The following is an 18,262-nucleotide window of genomic DNA, read 5'->3' as shown; positions in this document are numbered from 1 at the left end:
TATCAATGAAGTTCATCAAGAAAATCTTTCATGATCCTTACCAGTTCTTTTGGCTGTTCAATCATGCTCATGTGTCCAGCGCCATCGATCGATTCCCGCCTGATTTGAGGCCTGTCGGACCAAAAGGCTTTCTCTGCTGGAATGATTTGATCTTTATCACCCGTTATCACAAGCACAGGCAGGTCGGTCCTTTCAAGCACTTGCGTCCTGTCTGGCCGCTCTTTCATCGACAGCAATGCATTTATAACACCCTTATCGGAGGTGGATATCCCGATATCCACCATTCTTTTAATATCTTCAGCGTTTTTCTCATAGTTGTCAGGAGAAAAGAGCTTTTTTGACAACCCGGCCATAATTTCATAGAAACCATCCTCAAGAACTTTTTTGGCATTGGAGTCCCTGCCTTCCTTCGCTTCATCTGAATCTGGAAGCGTAGTTGAGTGAACAAGGGAAAAACCACTCAACTTTTCAGGATACATTTCAGTGAAGGCCAGGGTAATATACCCTCCCATCGAATGTCCGAACATCGTCACTTGATCAACTGATAACCCCTCAAGGAACTCTTTCATGACCACGGCCATATCTTCTATAGAACTCCGCTCACCTGACATTCCCGATTCGCCATGTCCAGGCAGATCAGGAATAATTACCCCGTAATCAGAGGCCAGGTCAGGCGCGACTTTTTCCCAATATTTTTTGCTGCCCGCAAATCCGTGAAGCAAAACAATCGGTTTTCCTTTTCCTATATCGTAATAGGAAATATCTGCATTATTTATTGTTAGCACTTTTGATTCCATCATACAGGCTCCTATCTTCTATACTATTTCCTTTATTCCCGGATCCATCTGAATTAATCCTGGTCAAAGCAGCCAATCCTGATATTTCCATGAAATTGGACGGAGTATATCTGTTACAATTTCCTATGATTGATGATTTTTTTGGGAGGACAGTTCATGAAAAAACGTTCATTCTTCATTGCTGCGGCTATCTTGGTCCTGATTGGCGGTTCTATGGCTGTATACGACCGCGTACATGATTCCGTAAATACATCTACTGATACTGTCGTTCCTAAATCACAAAAAGGTGCAGGAAAGAAGTCTGTTCCCAAAACAAAGAGTGCAAACCCAAAAATCCTGGCTGGATATGTACAGGACTTTCGGGACCCTGAAAAAATTAACATGGCTTACTACACTCATATCATTTTCTCATTTGCCCATCCAACCGCTGATGGAGACGTGCTGCTAAATGGGGATCGTGCCCTCGAACACCTCCGGAAAATCGTTTCTGAGGCAAATCAGCAAGGCACGAAGGTTATCCTAGCAGTCGGGGGCTGGTACCATATTCATGGAGGCGAGTCCTACCCCTACTTTAAAAAGGCGATTTCCAGCCCTGGCAGCAGGAAAAGATTGGCATCCGAATTGACAATGTTGGTAAGGAAAGAAAAACTTGACGGCATTGATATTGATTTCGAGCATCCGCGGACAAAAGAAGATGCAGCCCATTTGGCTGCTTTTGTAAGAGATCTCAGTGTCATGCTGCGGCCCGCCGGGAAGGAATTATCCATTGCTGTAAATGCTAAGATCAATAGTATCAGCGGGATGGAGAACGATTCGGTTGTCTTTGAACCTGGCATGTTCGAATATTTTGAGCGAGTCCATTTAATGGCTTATGATGGACAGTGGGATGGCGGATACAATGCTGCCAACCTTTCAACGATCTCTTATTCCCAAAATATCATTAACTATTGGACTCGTCTTTTTGATCGACATGGGTATTCACGTGAAAAGCTTATCCTGGGGGTGCCGTTATATGGACAGCCTGAAGACCCGGGTGCAAAACAAGTATCATACGAAGCGCTGATGAAAAACAATCCCGGGAATATCGTTAAGGACTCGGTAACCCTTAACGGAATGACCTATCATTATAATGGCCATTCAACTCTAAAAAAGAAAACAACGCTGGCAATCGACCAGCAGCTTGGCGGGATGATGATCTGGGAAGCCGGCCTCGATGCAAAAGATCATTCAAGCGCGGCAAACGTGATCGGACAAACACTGGTAAATCAAAATTATGTATTTAGATGAGACTTCTAATCGAAACAGGAATCGATAGCTCATTAAAACATCACCCAGGAACGATTGGTTCCTGGGTGAGACTCTTTCATGAGCTGATTTCCTCGAACTCTTTGATTTTTTCCAGCCGTTCAACAAGAACGATGCATTTTCTGCCGCCAATCTCATAGATATACATTTTCTGTCCTTTTTCCTTAAGAAGTTTCTTGAATTGAATCTCGCCAATTAAGTCATATCCTTTGGCTAGATCCGTGATTTTCTTTTGAATCTGGTCCTTGCTTGGTTCATTTGAGGATGCTATTTTTATAGGAATGGGGATTCCTTTTATCTTGAAGGTTACTATAATGACGCTATCCAATTGAATCAACTCCTTTCAGAATCAATTCGACACGTTTGCCATTTCCCCTTTTTTACCCATTCACTTCTTTACAGATGCAAGCAGGATGCTTTCCCCAATGAAGCCCTCTATCTGACCCGATTCATTTACTTCAAGCGAAAAGTGATCTCTGATATCTTTCGCAGCGTCCTTCATATATGTACTCAACTCATTTTTATCATCAGCCGGGAGAGCCATTCTTGCACACCATATTTCATACTGGAATTTCTTCACAAAGGTCCTCATGCTCCTAACTTGCATGCCTGCGCTCTCTACAAATGTAATCCACTTTGACTTTTTATGTGCCCGGAAGTGGCTTGGATCCCTTTTCTTTTCAATCGCATTATAGAATTCATCGTATTCTTCCAGCTCAGGCGCTACATTGTCCACAAGAATAAATAGCCCACCTGCTTTTAATACCCGGAATACTTCTTGCACAAATCGTTCCACATGTGGAAAGTGATGGGCAGCAATCCTGCAAGTTACAATATCAAAAGATGAATCCGGAAATGAAAGGTTCTCGGCATCGCCACAGACAAATTTCACATTTCGATGCCCATTTCCATGAATGAACTCCTCTGCTTTTTCCAGCATTTTCTCGGTTATATCATAAGCAATCACCACTTCGGCAAGCGGGGCTAAAGCATTCGCTACATGTCCGCCACCTGTCGCTATATCCAAAATGGAGCCCCTGGTTCGATGATTTTTTACGATTTCAACTAATTCAGCCAGATCTGCCCCTTCTGCATGCGCTGTACTTGTAACATAGTTTCCGGCATTTTTGCCAAATTGGATTTGAACATTCTCTTTTTCATTCATTGTGGTCTCCTCCTTATCCCCTCACAGCAAAATCACAGTAAATAAATTCGTCAGCCAAGAAGGATAGACAACCCTTCCCTGCCGCTAGTTCTCCCTTTTGAGCATTTCGTCAAATGCAGCTGAGACTTTCTCGAACTCTTCATCTGACTCAATAGCAGCAAAATCACCCTCCTGATCTACTTTCAAAAAAAACAGATCAATGTCACCCTCTGTTCCTGCCTGAAGGTCTTCTATAAAACTTACCGCTGCATACGAATCATTTCCTATTGTGGCAGAACCGATCACCTCAACCTCCAATTCTTCGTCATTCTCATCAATGATTGTGAAAACTTCTCCTATTTCCAGCTTATCCATGTCCTTCCTCCCTTTCGTTCGATTAAGGCCTTTCAGCCTTGATTCCTATTAATAAACTTTTCGTTCTACTTCTTTAAAAAATCGATTATTTCTGTTTTCCTATCCATAAATACTTTTTTCCCGAGATGCGTCAATTCCTCCATACAGCCAGCATCGTCAAAAGGAATTTCAGCTGAAAGCCCTTCATTCAGGCGCAAATAATTTCCGCCAAGCAAAATACTGCTGTGATATGAGACAGACTCTGAAGACAGGTCCATAGCCAAATCGAGTAGCTTAGGGGTTACCTTCATAGACGGGAACTGGAATGGCAGCCACTGGCGGATTCCCCACTCATCGTCCTCATCGATAGTAAAATCGATCCGTTGCTGGCCAGTGCCAAGGGAGAATATAGTTATATCTCGCAGATCGGTTTTGAAATGCTTCAAGGCTTCCGTGATGCAGACAAGCGACGGATTATTTGCCCAAAGCCCTCCATCAATTGATAGATATTTGTTATTTATATTGTTCGGAGGAAAATAGATTGGTGCCGAACACGAAGACAGGACAGCATCCCAGAGCTTAACCCCCAACTCATTTTCCTTGGCAAACCCAAAATCGGACCGGTGGATGAATGGTTTTCCATTCGTTATATCAACAGCAGGGATAACCAATGGTTTCTCGACTTCTGCCAATTCCATATCACCAAATGATATTTTCAGCAGCCGCCTTAAATATCGGTCACTATAAACGCTTTTAAAAAGCCCGATCTTGGCGTTTTTCGTGAATATTTGCTCGCCATACCTTTGATATTTATCCATCAGTGTTTCCATCGGTATGCCAATCGCCGCAGCTGATGCTATGATAGCACCTGTACTGGTACCCGCAATTAAATCGAATAGTTCGCCCACCGGTCTTTGCAGTTCATCCTCGATTGATTGCAAAATCGAAATTGGGAACACCCCTCTGATTCCGCCACCGTCAATGGATAGCATTCTCATATAGCATCCTCCCGCTTAAAATGGCTTCTGTTCTTCAGCCTTCCCCTATTACAATATTATACCCTTTCCTGGAAATGAAAAAATGGGCCAGCCTGCAGCGGTTGGCCCATTTTCGATCAATCATCACGAAACTTTTTCGTTTTCATGATCAAATTTATATTCTTCTTCCCAATATTCAGCATTCTTGATTCCAAGCTTCTTGGAATTGAAAACCGGATCGAGGCCTTGCTTCTTCTGTTCTTCATAATCCTTAAGCGCAATCAGGGCAGGCTTTGCAAGCAGAACGATTGCGATGAGGTTGAGCCACACCATCAACCCCAGTCCTGCATCTCCAAGCGCCCATGCAAGTTCTGCTTCCTTCACTGCCCCATAGAAGGTAGCACCAAGGATCACAACTTTAAGAATGAACATTGGCAACTTTCCATCCCTGCCGCGAAGAAGGTAAGCGATATTTGTTTCAGCCATATAATAATATGCCATAATAGTCGTGAATGCGAAGAAGAATAGAGCGATGGCGACAAACCCTGCACCAAAACCTGGGATGACAGCGTCTACTGCAGCCTGGGTATATCCAGGGCCAGCTTGAACTCCAGGCAATTTTTCGACTAGGAATGTCTTCCCGTCTGGGCCGACTGTATTGAACATACCTGTGAACAGAATCATGAATGCAGTTGCCGAGCAAACGAAAAGGGTATCGATATAAACAGAAAATGCCTGGACAAGTCCTTGCTTTGCAGGGTGCGATACCTCAGCCGCAGCAGCAGCATGCGGTCCTGTCCCCTGGCCAGCTTCGTTTGAATAGATTCCCCGTTTGACTCCCCATGCAATCGCACTTCCGAGGATTCCGCCAAACATGGAGTCAGCACCAAAGGCACTTTTGAAGATCAAGGCGAACACTCCCGGCACTTCTGCGATGTTCATACCAATGATTACGAGCGCTACCACAATGTAACCTACAGCCATGAATGGCACAGTATATTGTGCAACAGTCGCAATTCGTTTGACTCCTCCAAAAATGATCAAGCCTAGGAGTACGATAATAAATAAACCTGTGAATGTTTTACTTATACCGAAAGCGTTTTCAATTCCCAAAGCAATCGAGTTCGATTGGATGCCTGGCATCAGGAGCGACATCGCTAGGAGAGCGGCTATCGCGAATGCAATGGCGAACCACCTGATTCCAAGTCCCTTTTCAATGTAATAAGCAGGTCCTCCTCGATATAGACCACCTTGTCTCACTTTGTAAATTTGCGCAAGAGTTGATTCAACGAATGCGCTGCCCGCACCGATGAAGGCGATTGTCCACATCCAGAATACTGCCCCAGGTCCTCCCATTGCAATCGCTGTAGCAGTACCAGCAATGTTACCTGTTCCAACGCGGCCCGAAAGAGCAATGGATAATGCCTGAAAAGATGAAACGCCAGCATCAGAACTTCTGCCTTTGAACATGAGCAATACCATGTCCTTAATGTGCCTGACCTGCAGGAACCTGGTCAGGATGGAGAACATCAGCCCAATACCAAGGATAATGTAAATAACTGGTGTACTCCATAGAATACCATTTAAACCATTTACGAAATCTGACAAAGTAATCCCCCTTTGTATTTATTTCTTTCTATTTTGAATTATAAGATAATTTCGTTTAGAGAACAATTAAAATATTTAAATTCTATATAAACTAATTTTTCCACAAAAAGATATCCCCTTTGTACTATAAAAGGATTTAGGGGATATACGGACTAACATCTCAAGATTGGGAGCGTGCAGCAACGGAACGACCCACCCGATTTGATGATTTCTGTGATGTCGACTTCTAAGACTTCAAATCCCCTTTTTCTCAGCTCCTCATTTACCCTTTGATTAACTGGCAGGCTTAAAATCTTTTTGTTCCCAATCGATAGGACGTTCGTTCCCAGAGAAAACTGCTCCTCTTTAGTGATTTCAATTAGGGCATAGCGTGAACTGAATAAATGGATATCTTCCTCGGTCAAGGCATCCCGATAGATAAGAGCAGTCTCCGGGGAAATGACATTGAAAACGCAATCCAAATGGAGGTATTCCGTTTTAAAGGGGATCGGGTGTACCTTGAATTGGGTAAGCAAGCTCCGCAGGTGGTCTGCCGCATGTCTGTTTGTCCTATTGCTGAGTCCAATGTATATGGTTTCCTGGTCAATGATCACATCCCCTCCCTCTATCTTGTCCCCCAGCAGGTTGTAATAAGATATACCCTCATCCTCCAGCCATTGTTTGAGTACATTCTCTTCTCCCTTACGGACCTTGCTTGCCATTTCGGCAACGAAAATTGTCTGCCAAGTGTAAATCCTATATCCCTTGTGAAGACCTGCTCCGGGTATTTCTTATGATACGGAAGCAGTATGACTTCCACGCCATTTTCACGCAGGACATGGACTAATGCCGAATGCTGCTCAAGAGCACGTTCGATATGTATTCCTTCATTCTTGAAATGTTCCTGGGTTTCGTTTATCACTTCACGGATCGTCATATATTGCGGCTGGCAAAGGATTGCTTTTTTTAATACATCGTACTCACTGAAGACGAAGCTATTAGGGTGCATGGTTTTCCTCCTGCAATAGTTATTTGATGATAGGGTTAGCATGATTGGTGAAAAACATGATTGAAAGGCAAAAAAATTACGATTCATTTAAACCCATTTAATGTATCTCATCAAAGTGTAGTTGGAGAAAGATTGTTGGAATGAACTCTTTCTTAGACGTAAGATGGCAATGTTTTTTTGCATAATAATAATGAAACGTATTCAACCCTTGCTCGAATACGCTGCATCCAATTTCATAATCTTTTCACTACCAACGCACCAAGGCCAATAATCATGTAAATACCTAACAGACATAGAATCAAAATACCTGTCTCAATCGTTTTAATTCCCATTGCATAGGCAATTATTAACATCGCTCCGCTTCCAATTAAAACACCGTATAAAGAAAACAATAAAAACTTTTGCATGATTCGAACCGTCCGTTCATCGACATCCGGTACCTTTCCATTTCTTTTTCCATTTAATTTGGAAATCATTAAATAGACGAGAAAGCCTCCAATTACGCCGAAAAAAATTGCCCCTATCAAATCAAAGTCATATACACCTGTTTCGTTGCCAATTATATAAATCCCCATAATCCCTCCGATAGTCATACACACTGTGATCACAATCCACAAAAGTATTTTCAGTTTTCTTTCTTCCAATTATTTCTCCTCCTTTTTTTCCAAATAAAAAAGTCGTTCAAACGGTACATTGAAATATTCAGCCAATTTCAAAGCCAATTCTAAACTTGGATTATATTTATTTCTTTCAATGGCATTGATTGTTTGGCGGGTAATTTGTAAATCCTCTGCCATTTGAACCTGGGTAATCCCTTTTCCTAAACGAATTTCCTTAATATGATTAATGACTTTCACAAATCTTCCGACCTCCATCCGATTGAATGTAAAGATACCTTTACATTCATCATAAACTTCGCTCAACAATATGTAAAGATATCTTTACATATTTGAAAAGATGTAATGAAAAGTTCCAGCAATCAGCTTCCAGTATCGAGCCTTCTTTACCATAAAATATTGAAAATGCTGAATTTCTACCAAAAAAAGACATATCAGTCATTTAGCATAAAAATGCTTTTTCCATGAGGAATTGAAAAAGCAAATAAAACAAATTATTTTGAAACCATTTCGAGAATTGTTACTATAGGTTCTATAGCCTTTACAGGCTATTATTTTCCAAAGAAAGTAGATGAAAGCCATGAAGAGTTTAAGTGACATAAAATATTCTGTCCTTGACCTGTCACCGATTTTACAAGGTGGCACAGCAGCGGATTCTTTTAGAAATACATTGGATTTAGCGCGGCATACAGAAAAGTGGGGGTATAACCGATACTGGCTTGCTGAGCATCATAATATGCCCGGCATCGCAAGCTCAGCTACATCTGTCGTCATCGGTCATGTAGCGGCAGGCACTTCAACGATCAGGGTCGGTTCCGGAGGCATTATGCTCCCTAATCATGCCCCCCTCGTGATTGCAGAACAATTTGGTACCTTGGAGTCTTTATTCCCGGGAAGGATCGACCTCGGTCTTGGCCGAGCTCCTGGAACTGACCAGGTGACAGCATACGCATTGAGACGAGAACGGCGCAGTGATGGGCAGGATTTCCCGGAGCAACTGGAGGAGCTTCGGGCCTATTTCAATCCTGATCCGGATTCAAAATATCGCAGTGTCCGGGCAATTCCGGGAGAAGGTCTCGAAATTCCTATCTGGCTTCTCGGTTCGAGCGGCTACAGCGCACAACTGGCAGGACAGCTGGGGCTTCCTTTTTCATTCGCAAGCCACTTCTCTCCCGAGAATACTTTAGGAGCACTCAGGCTGTATCGTCAGTCCTTCAAACCTTCAGAAGTGCTGCAAGAACCCTATGCCATGGTGGGAATGAATATTATTGCTGCGGAGACCGACGAGGAGGCTTCCTTGCTTGCTACTTCCATGCAGCAGCAATTCCTCAATTTATTCAGGAATAACCCAAGTCCTTTGCTTCCACCTGTCGAGAATTTGGAGGAACGCCTCAGTGATTACGAACGTCAGCTACTAGACAGCAGGATTGGTTCCTCCATCGTGGGAAGCCCAGAAACAGTTAAAACACAGCTGCAGGAATTCCTTGATGACACTCAGGCAGACGAAATGATTATCAATGCCCAGATTTTTGATCACAAAGCCCGCTTAAAATCCTATGAAATTGTCTCAGACATCTTCAATGGAAAGTAAGAAAATGAAAAGGAGAAGCTGCCCCGGCTTCTCCTTTTCTATTAGGCTATTTACTGAACATAAAACGCAGCATCGCAAGGGCTCCAAGCCTGCTCGTCATGTCCCTGAAATCCTTCGATGGATCGATTTCCACAAGATCCATCGCAATTACTTTTTCATGTGCTGCTGCCAGCGAAATACTGGATAAGAGTTCCCTGCTCGTCATCCCTCCAGGACCGATAGCGGGACAGCCAGGTGCGTAGGCCTGGTCTACAACATCCATATCAACCGATAAATAGATGATGTCTACTAATCCCTCAAGCCTCGCCAATTCATTCTTGATAACCTTCAATATCCCCTCATTCTCTATATCGCCCATAGAATACACAGCAACGCCTTTTTCTTTAGCGTATTCATGGTATTCCCGTGCATTGGCAAAATCGCGGATCCCAACCTGGACAAGATGCTCTCCTTTTATATACCCGCCTTCAATAAGGCTCCTGAAAGGGGTGCCGTTCGTCCGGCCGCCGTCGTCTAGATTCCTGACATCATGGTGTGCATCCCATTGGATGACCCCAACTGTCCCGAAATGTTCTTTGAAAGCACGGATTGACGGATAGCTGACCCCGTGGTCGCCGCCGAGAATAATATATCTCTCACTGGCGTTTTTTTGGAGCATTTCTTTTACACTTATATATAGCCTTTCAATTGTCCCTTCGATATCGGTTGGGTGAGTGTCCACATCACCGAAGTCCAATAGTTTCAAGTCCAAATAATCCGTATTCTGTTCCCCGGAAAAGGTGGAGAATCCCCCAAGAATCGACCGGATTATTGCAGGTGCAGCAGATGCCTGGGAGGGGGAAATGGACGTTTTCGAAAAAGGAAGACCGACTAGTCCGATATCCCCTTTCCTTCCGTCTGAATATGGAAGGAGACATTCATTTACTTTTGTTACATATTGGTCTTTGAAAATAGCTGGCTTACCTGGCTGAAGATAACTGAAATTCCCCATTTGGCTTTCTCTCCCAAAGTTTTTTTCCCGCTTGGTAAACACTTTGCGCATGGTTCACTCCAAAATGATAAGGTATATATTGATAGTTCGGAATATCCCAGAGGACGAAGCTGGCATTTTGTCCAATCTCCAGTGTTCCGGCTTCCGTTCCTTTCCCAATTGCATGCGCTGCGTTGACAGTGACTGCATTCCATATTTCCTCAGCCGTCATCTTCAGCTTCAAAGCAGCAAGCGACATGATCATCTGAAGATTTTCCGTAACGCAGCTGCCCGGATTGAAATCTGTTGCAAGGGCTACAGCAACCCCACTATCAATCATTTCTCTCGCTCGTGCATACTGGTCCTTCCCTAAATAAAAGGTTGTTCCAGGAAGAAGCACTGCCACTGTGTTACTTTCGGCCAAACGATCGATGCCCTCATCGGAGGCAGCTACCAGGTGATCAGCGCTTGCAGCATCCAGAGATGCAGCAAGTTCGGCGCCGCCAAGCGGGTCGATTTCGTCAGCATGGATTTTCAATCCGAATCCTTTCGATTTTGCGCTTTGAAGGAACTCCCTCGATTGTTCAATTGAAAACACGCCTGTTTCGCAGAAAATATCAGCAAAATCAGCTAGCCCCTCTTCCCTGATCTCATCCAGCAAGCCTGCCATTTCATCAAGGAAGTGATTCTCTCTGCCCTTGTAGGAAGGCGGGATTGCGTGTGGTCCTAGAAATGTCGAAACTATTGTTACAGGGTATTGTTCTTTAAGCCTCATCGCAACCCTTAGCTGCTTCATCTCTGTTAACCGATCGAGGCCATACCCGCTCTTAGCCTCTACGGTTGTCACGCCATGGGAAATCATTCTTTCAAGGTGAAAAGATGCTTTTTTGAATAGCTCATCCTCCGAAGCGTCCTTAGTTGCTTTGACGGTCGATAATATCCCGCCGCCGCCGGCAAGAATTTCAAGGTATGGTACGCCCGCTTGCTTCATGGCCAGTTCATTTTCCCGTGAACCGCCAAAAACAAGATGTGTATGAGGGTCAACTAGTCCCGGGGAGACTACCCTTCCCTTTGCGTCGACGCGTTGGACTGCTTCCAATGAATTTGCTTCTTCATTACTGCCAATCCATTCGACGGAACCATGAGAAACCCCGATCGCTGCGTTTTTGAGTATCGACAGCTTCTTCATATCATCGCCTTTCAAAGGTTTTTGCGTTTTTTTAGGTAAAATTAATTCGCCGATATTGAAAACAAGCAAATCAAATTTCAATCTTCTCCACTCCTTGTTGTGTTTTAAGGAAGCATCGGTATATCGACACCCTTCTCCCTTGCCACCTCGATGGCTTTTTCATAGCCTGCATCCGCATGGCGGACAACACCCATGCCTGGGTCGGTTGTAAGTACCCTTTTTAGCCTCTCTTCCGCAAGGTCTGTTCCATCTGCGACAACAACCATTCCCGCGTGCAGGGAATAGCCCATTCCGACCCCGCCGCCATGATGGATAGAAATCCACGATCCTCCCGCAGCCACGTTCACAAGGGCATTAAGAATCGCCCAGTCGCCAACAGCATCGCTTCCATCCTTCATCGCTTCCGTTTCACGGTTTGGCGATGCAACAGATCCGCAGTCCAGGTGATCCCGCCCAATGACAATCGGAGCCTTCAACTCGCCTTTCCTGACCAAGTCGTTTATTGCCAGACCCATCTTGACCCTTTCTCCATAACCAAGCCAGCAAATCCTGGCTGGAAGCCCCTGGAATGCGACTTTCTCCTGTGCCATGTCAATCCATCGCTGCAATGGTTCGTTATCTGGAAACAACTCTTTGATAAGCGCATCAGTACGATGGATATCAGCAGGATCGCCTGACAGTGCTGCCCAGCGGAAAGGTCCCTTTCCTTCGCAGAACAGGGGGCGGATATAAGCAGGCACAAAACCGGGAAAATCAAACGCATTCTCTATGCCATTGTCACTGGCAACCTGTCGGATATTGTTGCCATAATCGAAAGTGACCGCCCCTTTTGTCTGGAATTCCAGCATTGCCGCTACATGCTTTGCCATTGAAGCCTGTGACCGCCTGGTATATTCATTCGGATTTTCTTTCCTGAGTCTTGCGGCATCCTCCAAAGAAAGTCCGGAAGGTATATAGCCATTCAAAGGGTCATGGGCGGAGGTCTGGTCTGTCACGATATCTATCTTCACATTCCTTTGCAGCAGTTCATAATGGATTTCTGCGGCGTTTCCGATCAGTCCAATGGATAATGGACTGCCTTTTTGCTTTGCTTCCTGTGCCCATCCGATTGCTTCGTCAATTGAACTAGTCATCCGGTCACAATAGCGTGTATCGATCCTCTTCTGGATCCGCTCGGGATCAATCTCAACAGCGATGCAGACACCACCGTTCATGGTAACCGCCAGCGGCTGGGCGCCACCCATCCCACCCAATCCTGCAGTCAGGGTAATCGTATGCTTCAAGGTACCCTCAAAGTGCTGCCTTGCCACTTCGGCAAAGGTTTCATATGTTCCCTGTAGAATCCCCTGGGTTCCGATATAGATCCAGCTTCCAGCCGTCATTTGTCCGTACATCATCAAACCTTTTTGATCAAGCTCATGGAAATGTTCCCAGTTTGCCCATTTAGGGACGATGACGGAATTGGATAGCAACACCCGGGGAGCAGCTCTATGCGTCTTAAAGACAGCCACTGGCTTCCCGGACTGGATCAGCATCGTTTCATCGTTTTCAAGTCTGCGGAGGGTATTGACGATTGCATCGAATGCTTCCCAATTACGCGCTGCTTTGCCGATTCCCCCATACACCACGAGTTCTTCCGGTTTTTCTGCTACTTCAGGATCGAGATTGTTATAAAGCATCCTCAATGCAGCTTCCTGCTCCCAGCCTTTACATTCAAGTTCAAATCCTTTTTTTGCTTTGACGCTTCTTTTTGCTTCAATTGTCATCTTTTCCACTCCCTTATTTTTGAATCTGTTCTTCAAATCTATGAATCCAGAATCCTTCATGGTTCTGTGGCCAGTCTTGCATCTGCAATGGTCATATGCCGAAAAGGACTCCAAACATTCTCTAAATGGATTGTCTACACTAAACCCGTCTTGCTCTTAAATTCCTATCGCCATCATCATTTACGCTGATGTTCATTTAAGCCATTTAGTTGAAAAGCAAGGCTGTCATCTATGAAACTAGGTTCGCTTCGTTTTTGAAGGAAGCTGTCCACTGCCTGTCATTTTTTTTAAGCCACACTGCAAGCTTCTCAATATCTTCGGAAAACACGCGGTCTTCAGTTATGGAAGGGACGATCTTCCTGGCTTCCTCGTAAAATGCTCTCGTCTGTGGGGACATCCTGTCTACTCCGCGATGCTGTACCGCCTGCAGGGCGCATATGCATTCAATCGCAAGCACCCGCCTGGCATTCTGGATAATCAGATGGGCATGCCTTGAAGCGATCGTACCCATGCTGACATGGTCCTCCTGATTGGCTGATGACGGTATGGAATCAACGCTTGCTGGATGGGCGAGCGTTTTGTTTTCAGATACAAGCGATGCGGCGCTGTACTGCATGATCATCGCGCCGGATTGCAAGCCAGGTTGGGCACTTAAAAATGGAGGCAAATCATTCAATTGGGGATTAACCAATCTTTCAATCCTTCTTTCTGATATACTGGCGAATTCGGCAATGGCAATTTTCATGAAATCCATGGCGATTGCTATTGGCTGTCCATGGAAATTCCCCCCTGAAATAACTGTATGTCCCCCATCGAAAATCAAAGGATTGTCTGTTGCTGCGTTCATTTCGATCTCCAGCTTTTCTTTCACATAGTCCAGCGCCTGCCATGATGCCCCATGCACCTGGGGAATGCACCTTAGCGAGTAGGCATCCTGAACTCTTTTCTCGCCCTGTTTTGTTGTCAGCCTGCTACCAGCAAGAATATTGCTCATCCTTTCCGCAACATCCATTTGCTGTTTATATCCCCGTGCTTCATGGATGGCAGGGTGAAATGCATCCATGATTCCTTCAAGTCCTTCCATTGTCAGCGCAGAAATCCATTCTGACTGATATGCCAGGTCACTGGCTTCAATCCAATTGACAACACCCATAGCTGTCATCGCCTGGGTACCGTTGATTAAGGCCAGGCCTTCCTTTGCCTGCAGTACAACCGGCTTGATCCCTAACTCCTTGAAGGCTTTTTCAGTCGGGCAAATTTCACCCTTATAAAATACCTTTCCTTCACCAAGCAATACAAGGGCAAGATGGGACAACGGCGCAAGATCCCCAGAAGCTCCAAGTGAACCCTGCTGCGGGACCACCGGATGGATTCCCAGGTTCAATAGATCCAGCAAACGCTCGGCGATAACGGGCCTGATTCCGGAAAAACCCTTTATCAAGGCGTTGAGCCTAAGCAGCACCATGGCCCGCGAAACCTCCTCAGGGAAAGGGTCACCAACCCCGCAGGCATGCGAGCGTATCAAATTAAGCTGAAGAGCATTGACATCATCCTCATTGATGATGACATCGCTGAACTTCCCAAAACCCGTGTTGATACCATAAATAGTTCTTTTCTCGGATACAATCTTTTCTACAGCAGCCCTGCTTTCCGCCACTTTTCGCATGCTTTCAGGGCTGATCGCAACTGCTTCTTCCTGGTAGCAGATCCTTTTGATCTGTTCCAGCGTCAATGTTTCACCTGTCAATACAACCATGCCGTTTACCTCCCGATAATATAATAAAAAGGAGCCGACAATGGCATCAAGATACCATCATCGCCTCCTTCTGACTATGGACTATAGGCAATGTCATAAACTATATATGATTAATTCCTAAACCAACCGTTTCATGTTCAGACCCTTTTATCGGGGCTCCGATTGTTCCATAAAAAGCGACGGCAATCCATTCCCCTTCGCCGTTTTCAAGAAATGGCATGCCCCTTACAACAGAAAACCGCAGACCCACAGTCCTGCTCATATCGCCAATGGCCAAGTGGCCTCTTGTCACTCCCTCCATTCCCTCCATGATCGCATGGTATAAGGCATGGGTTTCGCGGTATAAATTTTGATGGATGAGCCCATTCCGCTTTGCGGCTGTTTCCACAGCCGAAATCACTTTTTGCATGTTCATCGATCCAACCTTGCCGAGACAATACTTCACATCAGATAAAGTCGGCTGAAATGCAGCCATTTCATCTTCTGTCAAAGCTGCCAGCAGGATCGCAGTTTTTCCAATCGCTAATTTATTGCTCATGACTAACTCCGATTTCAGAATTTTAACTATTGACTAATAACTCATCTTGATTGTATGTGTTAAAACATCCTTCTGTCAATGGATTTTGGTAAATTTTAGTATTCTAATATAGCAGTATATTAAAGGATTACCATACAGGAGAATCAGCAAATTTCCTCTATTCCCCACTTGCCTGTTTCCTGGCGGGTATGGTGAACAGGTCATAGCATGCCAAGCTGATTCGCCTCCGCAACGCATAAAAAAAACGCCAAAAGGCGTTTTTTCATTTCTGTTTATTGGTTGCTTTCCACCCATTCAGCAAGTCCGAACAGATAACTGTAGATGACCTCGTAGGCTTTCCCAATCATCATTCCATCTTCGAATCCCTTTATTTCATTAAGCGAAAAGTTCAGGCTCCAAATGCCTTCATTGGAATCGAACATCAGATCATTGGCCATCGGGTTTCCGTCCGGATTTTCTGATAAATAGGATTTGATGGCATTCCCGTATTTCTTCTGCAACCTAATGCCAAGCATGACATCATAATTGCCAAAAACATCATCGATTTCAAGGCTGACTGCATCGACACCGACGAGGTCCCACCAGTCAGATTCCAAATACATGAATTCATTTTTGTGATCCTTGAAGTAGGTGATCGGGTTATCCAAAAAATCGGGTCCTTTTACCGCTACCAAATTTTCAGTTTCTTTGTCTCCCACCTCGATATAGGCTTCTTTGAATCTTGTGCAGTCTCCTGCTTCTGCAATATCCGATTCATCTTTCAGAAGGCCGGTCCGCAGGGCATATTCCCTTTCTTCTTTAAATAGTTCAGCCTTGTCTGCCAGCAATCGGCCAATTTTCGTTCTTAACATGTTCAACCTCCAAATATTCATGACTGCAAATGGTTTGATTCCATCATGAATGCTATTATCCAAAATTGCAACTATTAGTCTGGCCCATTAATTCTGTTTATCAATGATTTTGGAGATGATCGATAAAAGTTTAGGGAAGTATTTTTCGAAGAATTGACGGTCTGTGGTAACTGCTTTTTTGTTGTAAAACTGGATGATCTGGATAGCGACCTCCTGTTTGTGTTCAGAGGGGATATGGAAAAAATCAATGATCGGCGAATATGTGCCATCTCCATCAGGGAGGATGTAGCCAAATACCATTTGCCTTTCGGAAGGCGGATGATAAACTTCATTAAAAACCCCAACAAGCTTCTCTTTCATTTGAAAGATATCAATCAATACGAGGGCCCGGTCACCTAAGATTTCTTCAACATAATAGAAACTGGGAAGGACATATTTCCATTGGCTTACGTTCTTATGCAAATATGGTTTTCGCCTGCTTTTATATTCTGGAGACTCAAGATAGTGCTGAAAGATCGTTTTCCTGTTTTTGGGGGAACGGTATGTGAGGATGGCCCACCAGAGGAAATGAGGAATCATCTTGGCAGCAATAGGTTCGGGGATTTGTTCTTTTTCGATAAACTCATCAAGCAATCCGAGTAAATAATCCGCAAAATAATCATTCGCATAAATGAAAAGCTCATCGATTTCTTCAAATAAGGCATCTTTAAGTCTTGAATGCATCGAAGTAACCTTGTTCTCCAATATCCTTCAAACTCCTTTCCATCATTTGGTTTTATCGCGATTCTATCGTAACATAGGATGGATATACTCCTCCTGGTAATTTTTGTCCGAATCTTTACAATTTTTCGTCCGGCCTAAAACATGCTCATGGCGTAGTGTGCTGACATCATCTCCAATAATTTGATCCCGCCGATACTGTTCCCCTTCTCGTCTAAGGACGGGCCAAATATCCCGATGCCAAAACGGTTCGGTACTGCTCCCATGATGCCCCCGGACACTCCGCTTTTAGCTGGTATCCCCACTCTGACTGCGAATTCTCCTGAGGCGTTGTACATTCCGCATGTAACCATGAATGTCTTGCATAATCTTGCAACATGTCCAGGGATCAGCCTTTCACCGGTAATAGGGTCGACACCATCCATCGCAAATACGCAGCCAATCCTCGCCAGATCGAGGCAATCCATTTCAATCGCACATTGCTTTGTATAAATCAACAGCAGTTCCTCAACATCTTCTTCAATGACACCATGCTGTTTCATGAAATAGCATAGCGACCTGTTGAGGTCAGCTGTTCTATATTCTGATTCTGCTGCTTCAGCGCAATAGTTTATCGATGGGTTCCCGCCAAGCCTCTGGATAAAAGAAAGGATCCTTCCAAATCGCTTGCCAGAGTCCTCTCCTTTGATCATATGTGTCACCGCCAAAGCACCGGCATTAATCATAGGGTTCAAAGGCTTGGAAGGGTTATTTTCCAGCTTGACAATCGAATTGAATGGATCTCCCGTCGGCTCATACCCAACTTTGCTAAAAACAGCTTCTTCCCCGTAATCCATCAGTGCCAAGGCCAGGGTCAAAACTTTTGATACACTCTGAAGTGTAATTTTTTGCTGCACGTCTCCTGCAGATATGCATAGCCCATCATGATGGAAAATGGCAACGGATAGTTCCTTGGGATTTGCTTTTGCCAAAGCAGGAATATAATCAGCCACCTTCCCTTGTTTCGTATGTTTCTTCGCTTCCCTGACAAGTTTATTCAATTCAGATGTCGTCCTGCAAGGCATTTGTGCTTCCTCCATTCCCAATTGATT

At 44.5% G+C, this 18,262-nt stretch carries 18 protein-coding genes and 1 pseudogene; 2 read left to right on the top strand and 17 right to left on the bottom strand.

The window, feature by feature from the left end; translation table 11 throughout:
• Nucleotides 1–2: 2 nt before the first annotated feature.
• Nucleotides 3–797, bottom strand: coding sequence for an alpha/beta fold hydrolase (locus JJQ88_RS14805; RefSeq protein ID WP_210366824.1), 795 nt, complete (start codon nt 795–797; stop codon nt 3–5).
• 156 nt (nt 798–953) lie between these two features.
• Between JJQ88_RS14805 and JJQ88_RS14800 the strand changes: the two genes are divergently transcribed.
• Nucleotides 954–2,084, top strand: a complete 1,131-nt coding sequence (locus JJQ88_RS14800) for a glycoside hydrolase family 18 protein (protein ID WP_210366823.1) — start codon at nt 954–956, stop codon at nt 2,082–2,084.
• A gap of 76 nt (nt 2,085–2,160) precedes the next feature.
• Here the strand turns inward: JJQ88_RS14800 and JJQ88_RS14795 are convergent, their stop codons facing one another.
• The 8 genes and pseudogenes from JJQ88_RS14795 to JJQ88_RS14760 form a co-directional block, all read right to left on the bottom strand.
• Nucleotides 2,161–2,430: an RNA-binding protein gene (locus tag JJQ88_RS14795; RefSeq protein ID WP_210366822.1), complete on the bottom strand. Its 270-nt coding sequence runs from the start codon at nt 2,428–2,430 to the stop codon at nt 2,161–2,163.
• Nucleotides 2,431–2,490: 60 nt separating this feature from the next.
• A complete protein-coding gene (locus tag JJQ88_RS14790) occupies nt 2,491–3,267 on the bottom strand; it encodes a class I SAM-dependent methyltransferase (protein ID WP_210366821.1) in 777 nt (258 codons plus the stop codon).
• A gap of 84 nt (nt 3,268–3,351) precedes the next feature.
• The gene (locus JJQ88_RS14785; RefSeq protein ID WP_210366820.1) at nt 3,352–3,621 is read right to left on the bottom strand and encodes a DUF1292 domain-containing protein; all 270 of its coding nucleotides are present in this window, start codon (nt 3,619–3,621) and stop codon (nt 3,352–3,354) included.
• 65 nt (nt 3,622–3,686) lie between these two features.
• A complete protein-coding gene (locus JJQ88_RS14780) occupies nt 3,687–4,598 on the bottom strand; it encodes a CBASS cGAMP-activated phospholipase (protein WP_210366819.1) in 912 nt (303 codons plus the stop codon).
• 123 nt (nt 4,599–4,721) lie between these two features.
• On the bottom strand, nt 4,722–6,185 hold the full coding sequence (locus JJQ88_RS14775; RefSeq protein ID WP_210366818.1) for an alanine/glycine:cation symporter family protein: 1,464 nt from the start codon (nt 6,183–6,185) through the stop codon (nt 4,722–4,724).
• Between the two features lie 152 nt (nt 6,186–6,337).
• A pseudogene (locus JJQ88_RS14770) lies at nt 6,338–7,173 on the bottom strand (dimethylarginine dimethylaminohydrolase family protein).
• A gap of 233 nt (nt 7,174–7,406) precedes the next feature.
• On the bottom strand, nt 7,407–7,817 hold the full coding sequence (locus tag JJQ88_RS14765) for a hypothetical protein (protein ID WP_210366817.1): 411 nt from the start codon (nt 7,815–7,817) through the stop codon (nt 7,407–7,409).
• A complete protein-coding gene (locus tag JJQ88_RS14760; protein ID WP_349237142.1) occupies nt 7,818–8,030 on the bottom strand; it encodes a helix-turn-helix transcriptional regulator in 213 nt (70 codons plus the stop codon).
• 331 nt (nt 8,031–8,361) lie between these two features.
• Between JJQ88_RS14760 and JJQ88_RS14755 the strand changes: the two genes are divergently transcribed.
• A complete protein-coding gene (locus JJQ88_RS14755) occupies nt 8,362–9,381 on the top strand; it encodes an LLM class flavin-dependent oxidoreductase (protein WP_210366816.1) in 1,020 nt (339 codons plus the stop codon).
• Nucleotides 9,382–9,427: 46 nt separating this feature from the next.
• Here the strand turns inward: JJQ88_RS14755 and hutG are convergent, their stop codons facing one another.
• The 8 genes from hutG to glsA all read right to left on the bottom strand — a co-directional run bounded on the left by hutG (nt 9,428) and on the right by glsA (nt 18,235).
• A complete protein-coding gene (gene hutG / locus JJQ88_RS14750; protein ID WP_210366815.1) occupies nt 9,428–10,372 on the bottom strand; it encodes a formimidoylglutamase in 945 nt (314 codons plus the stop codon).
• The gene (gene hutI / locus JJQ88_RS14745; RefSeq protein WP_210366814.1) at nt 10,341–11,621 is read right to left on the bottom strand and encodes an imidazolonepropionase; all 1,281 of its coding nucleotides are present in this window, start codon (nt 11,619–11,621) and stop codon (nt 10,341–10,343) included. Before hutI ends, hutG begins: the two co-directional genes overlap by 32 nt.
• Nucleotides 11,622–11,644: 23 nt before the next feature.
• Nucleotides 11,645–13,306 carry a urocanate hydratase gene (gene hutU, locus JJQ88_RS14740; RefSeq protein ID WP_210366813.1) on the bottom strand — a complete coding sequence of 554 codons (1,662 nt, stop codon included), beginning with the start codon at nt 13,304–13,306 and terminating at the stop codon, nt 11,645–11,647.
• Nucleotides 13,307–13,535: 229 nt separating this feature from the next.
• Complete coding sequence (gene hutH, locus JJQ88_RS14735) at nt 13,536–15,062, bottom strand: histidine ammonia-lyase (protein WP_210366812.1); 1,527 nt, start codon at nt 15,060–15,062, stop codon at nt 13,536–13,538.
• Nucleotides 15,063–15,162: 100 nt separating this feature from the next.
• Nucleotides 15,163–15,600, bottom strand: a complete 438-nt coding sequence (gene hutP / locus JJQ88_RS14730; RefSeq protein WP_210366811.1) for a hut operon transcriptional regulator HutP — start codon at nt 15,598–15,600, stop codon at nt 15,163–15,165.
• Nucleotides 15,601–15,872: 272 nt separating this feature from the next.
• Nucleotides 15,873–16,451: a branched-chain amino acid aminotransferase gene (locus JJQ88_RS14725; protein ID WP_210366810.1), complete on the bottom strand. Its 579-nt coding sequence runs from the start codon at nt 16,449–16,451 to the stop codon at nt 15,873–15,875.
• An 87-nt stretch (nt 16,452–16,538) separates the two neighbouring features.
• Nucleotides 16,539–17,195: a protein kinase family protein gene (locus JJQ88_RS14720; protein ID WP_210366809.1), complete on the bottom strand. Its 657-nt coding sequence runs from the start codon at nt 17,193–17,195 to the stop codon at nt 16,539–16,541.
• A 113-nt stretch (nt 17,196–17,308) separates the two neighbouring features.
• A complete protein-coding gene (gene glsA / locus JJQ88_RS14715; protein ID WP_210366808.1) occupies nt 17,309–18,235 on the bottom strand; it encodes a glutaminase A in 927 nt (308 codons plus the stop codon).
• Between the last annotated feature and the right edge of the window lie 27 nt (nt 18,236–18,262).

Source organism: Bacillus sp. REN3 (assembly GCF_017912555.1).
In the GTDB taxonomy this organism is placed as follows: domain Bacteria; phylum Bacillota; class Bacilli; order Bacillales; family Cytobacillaceae; genus Mesobacillus.
Note: the sequence above shows the minus strand (reverse complement) of the source record. Positions and strands in the feature narration are given on the sequence as shown.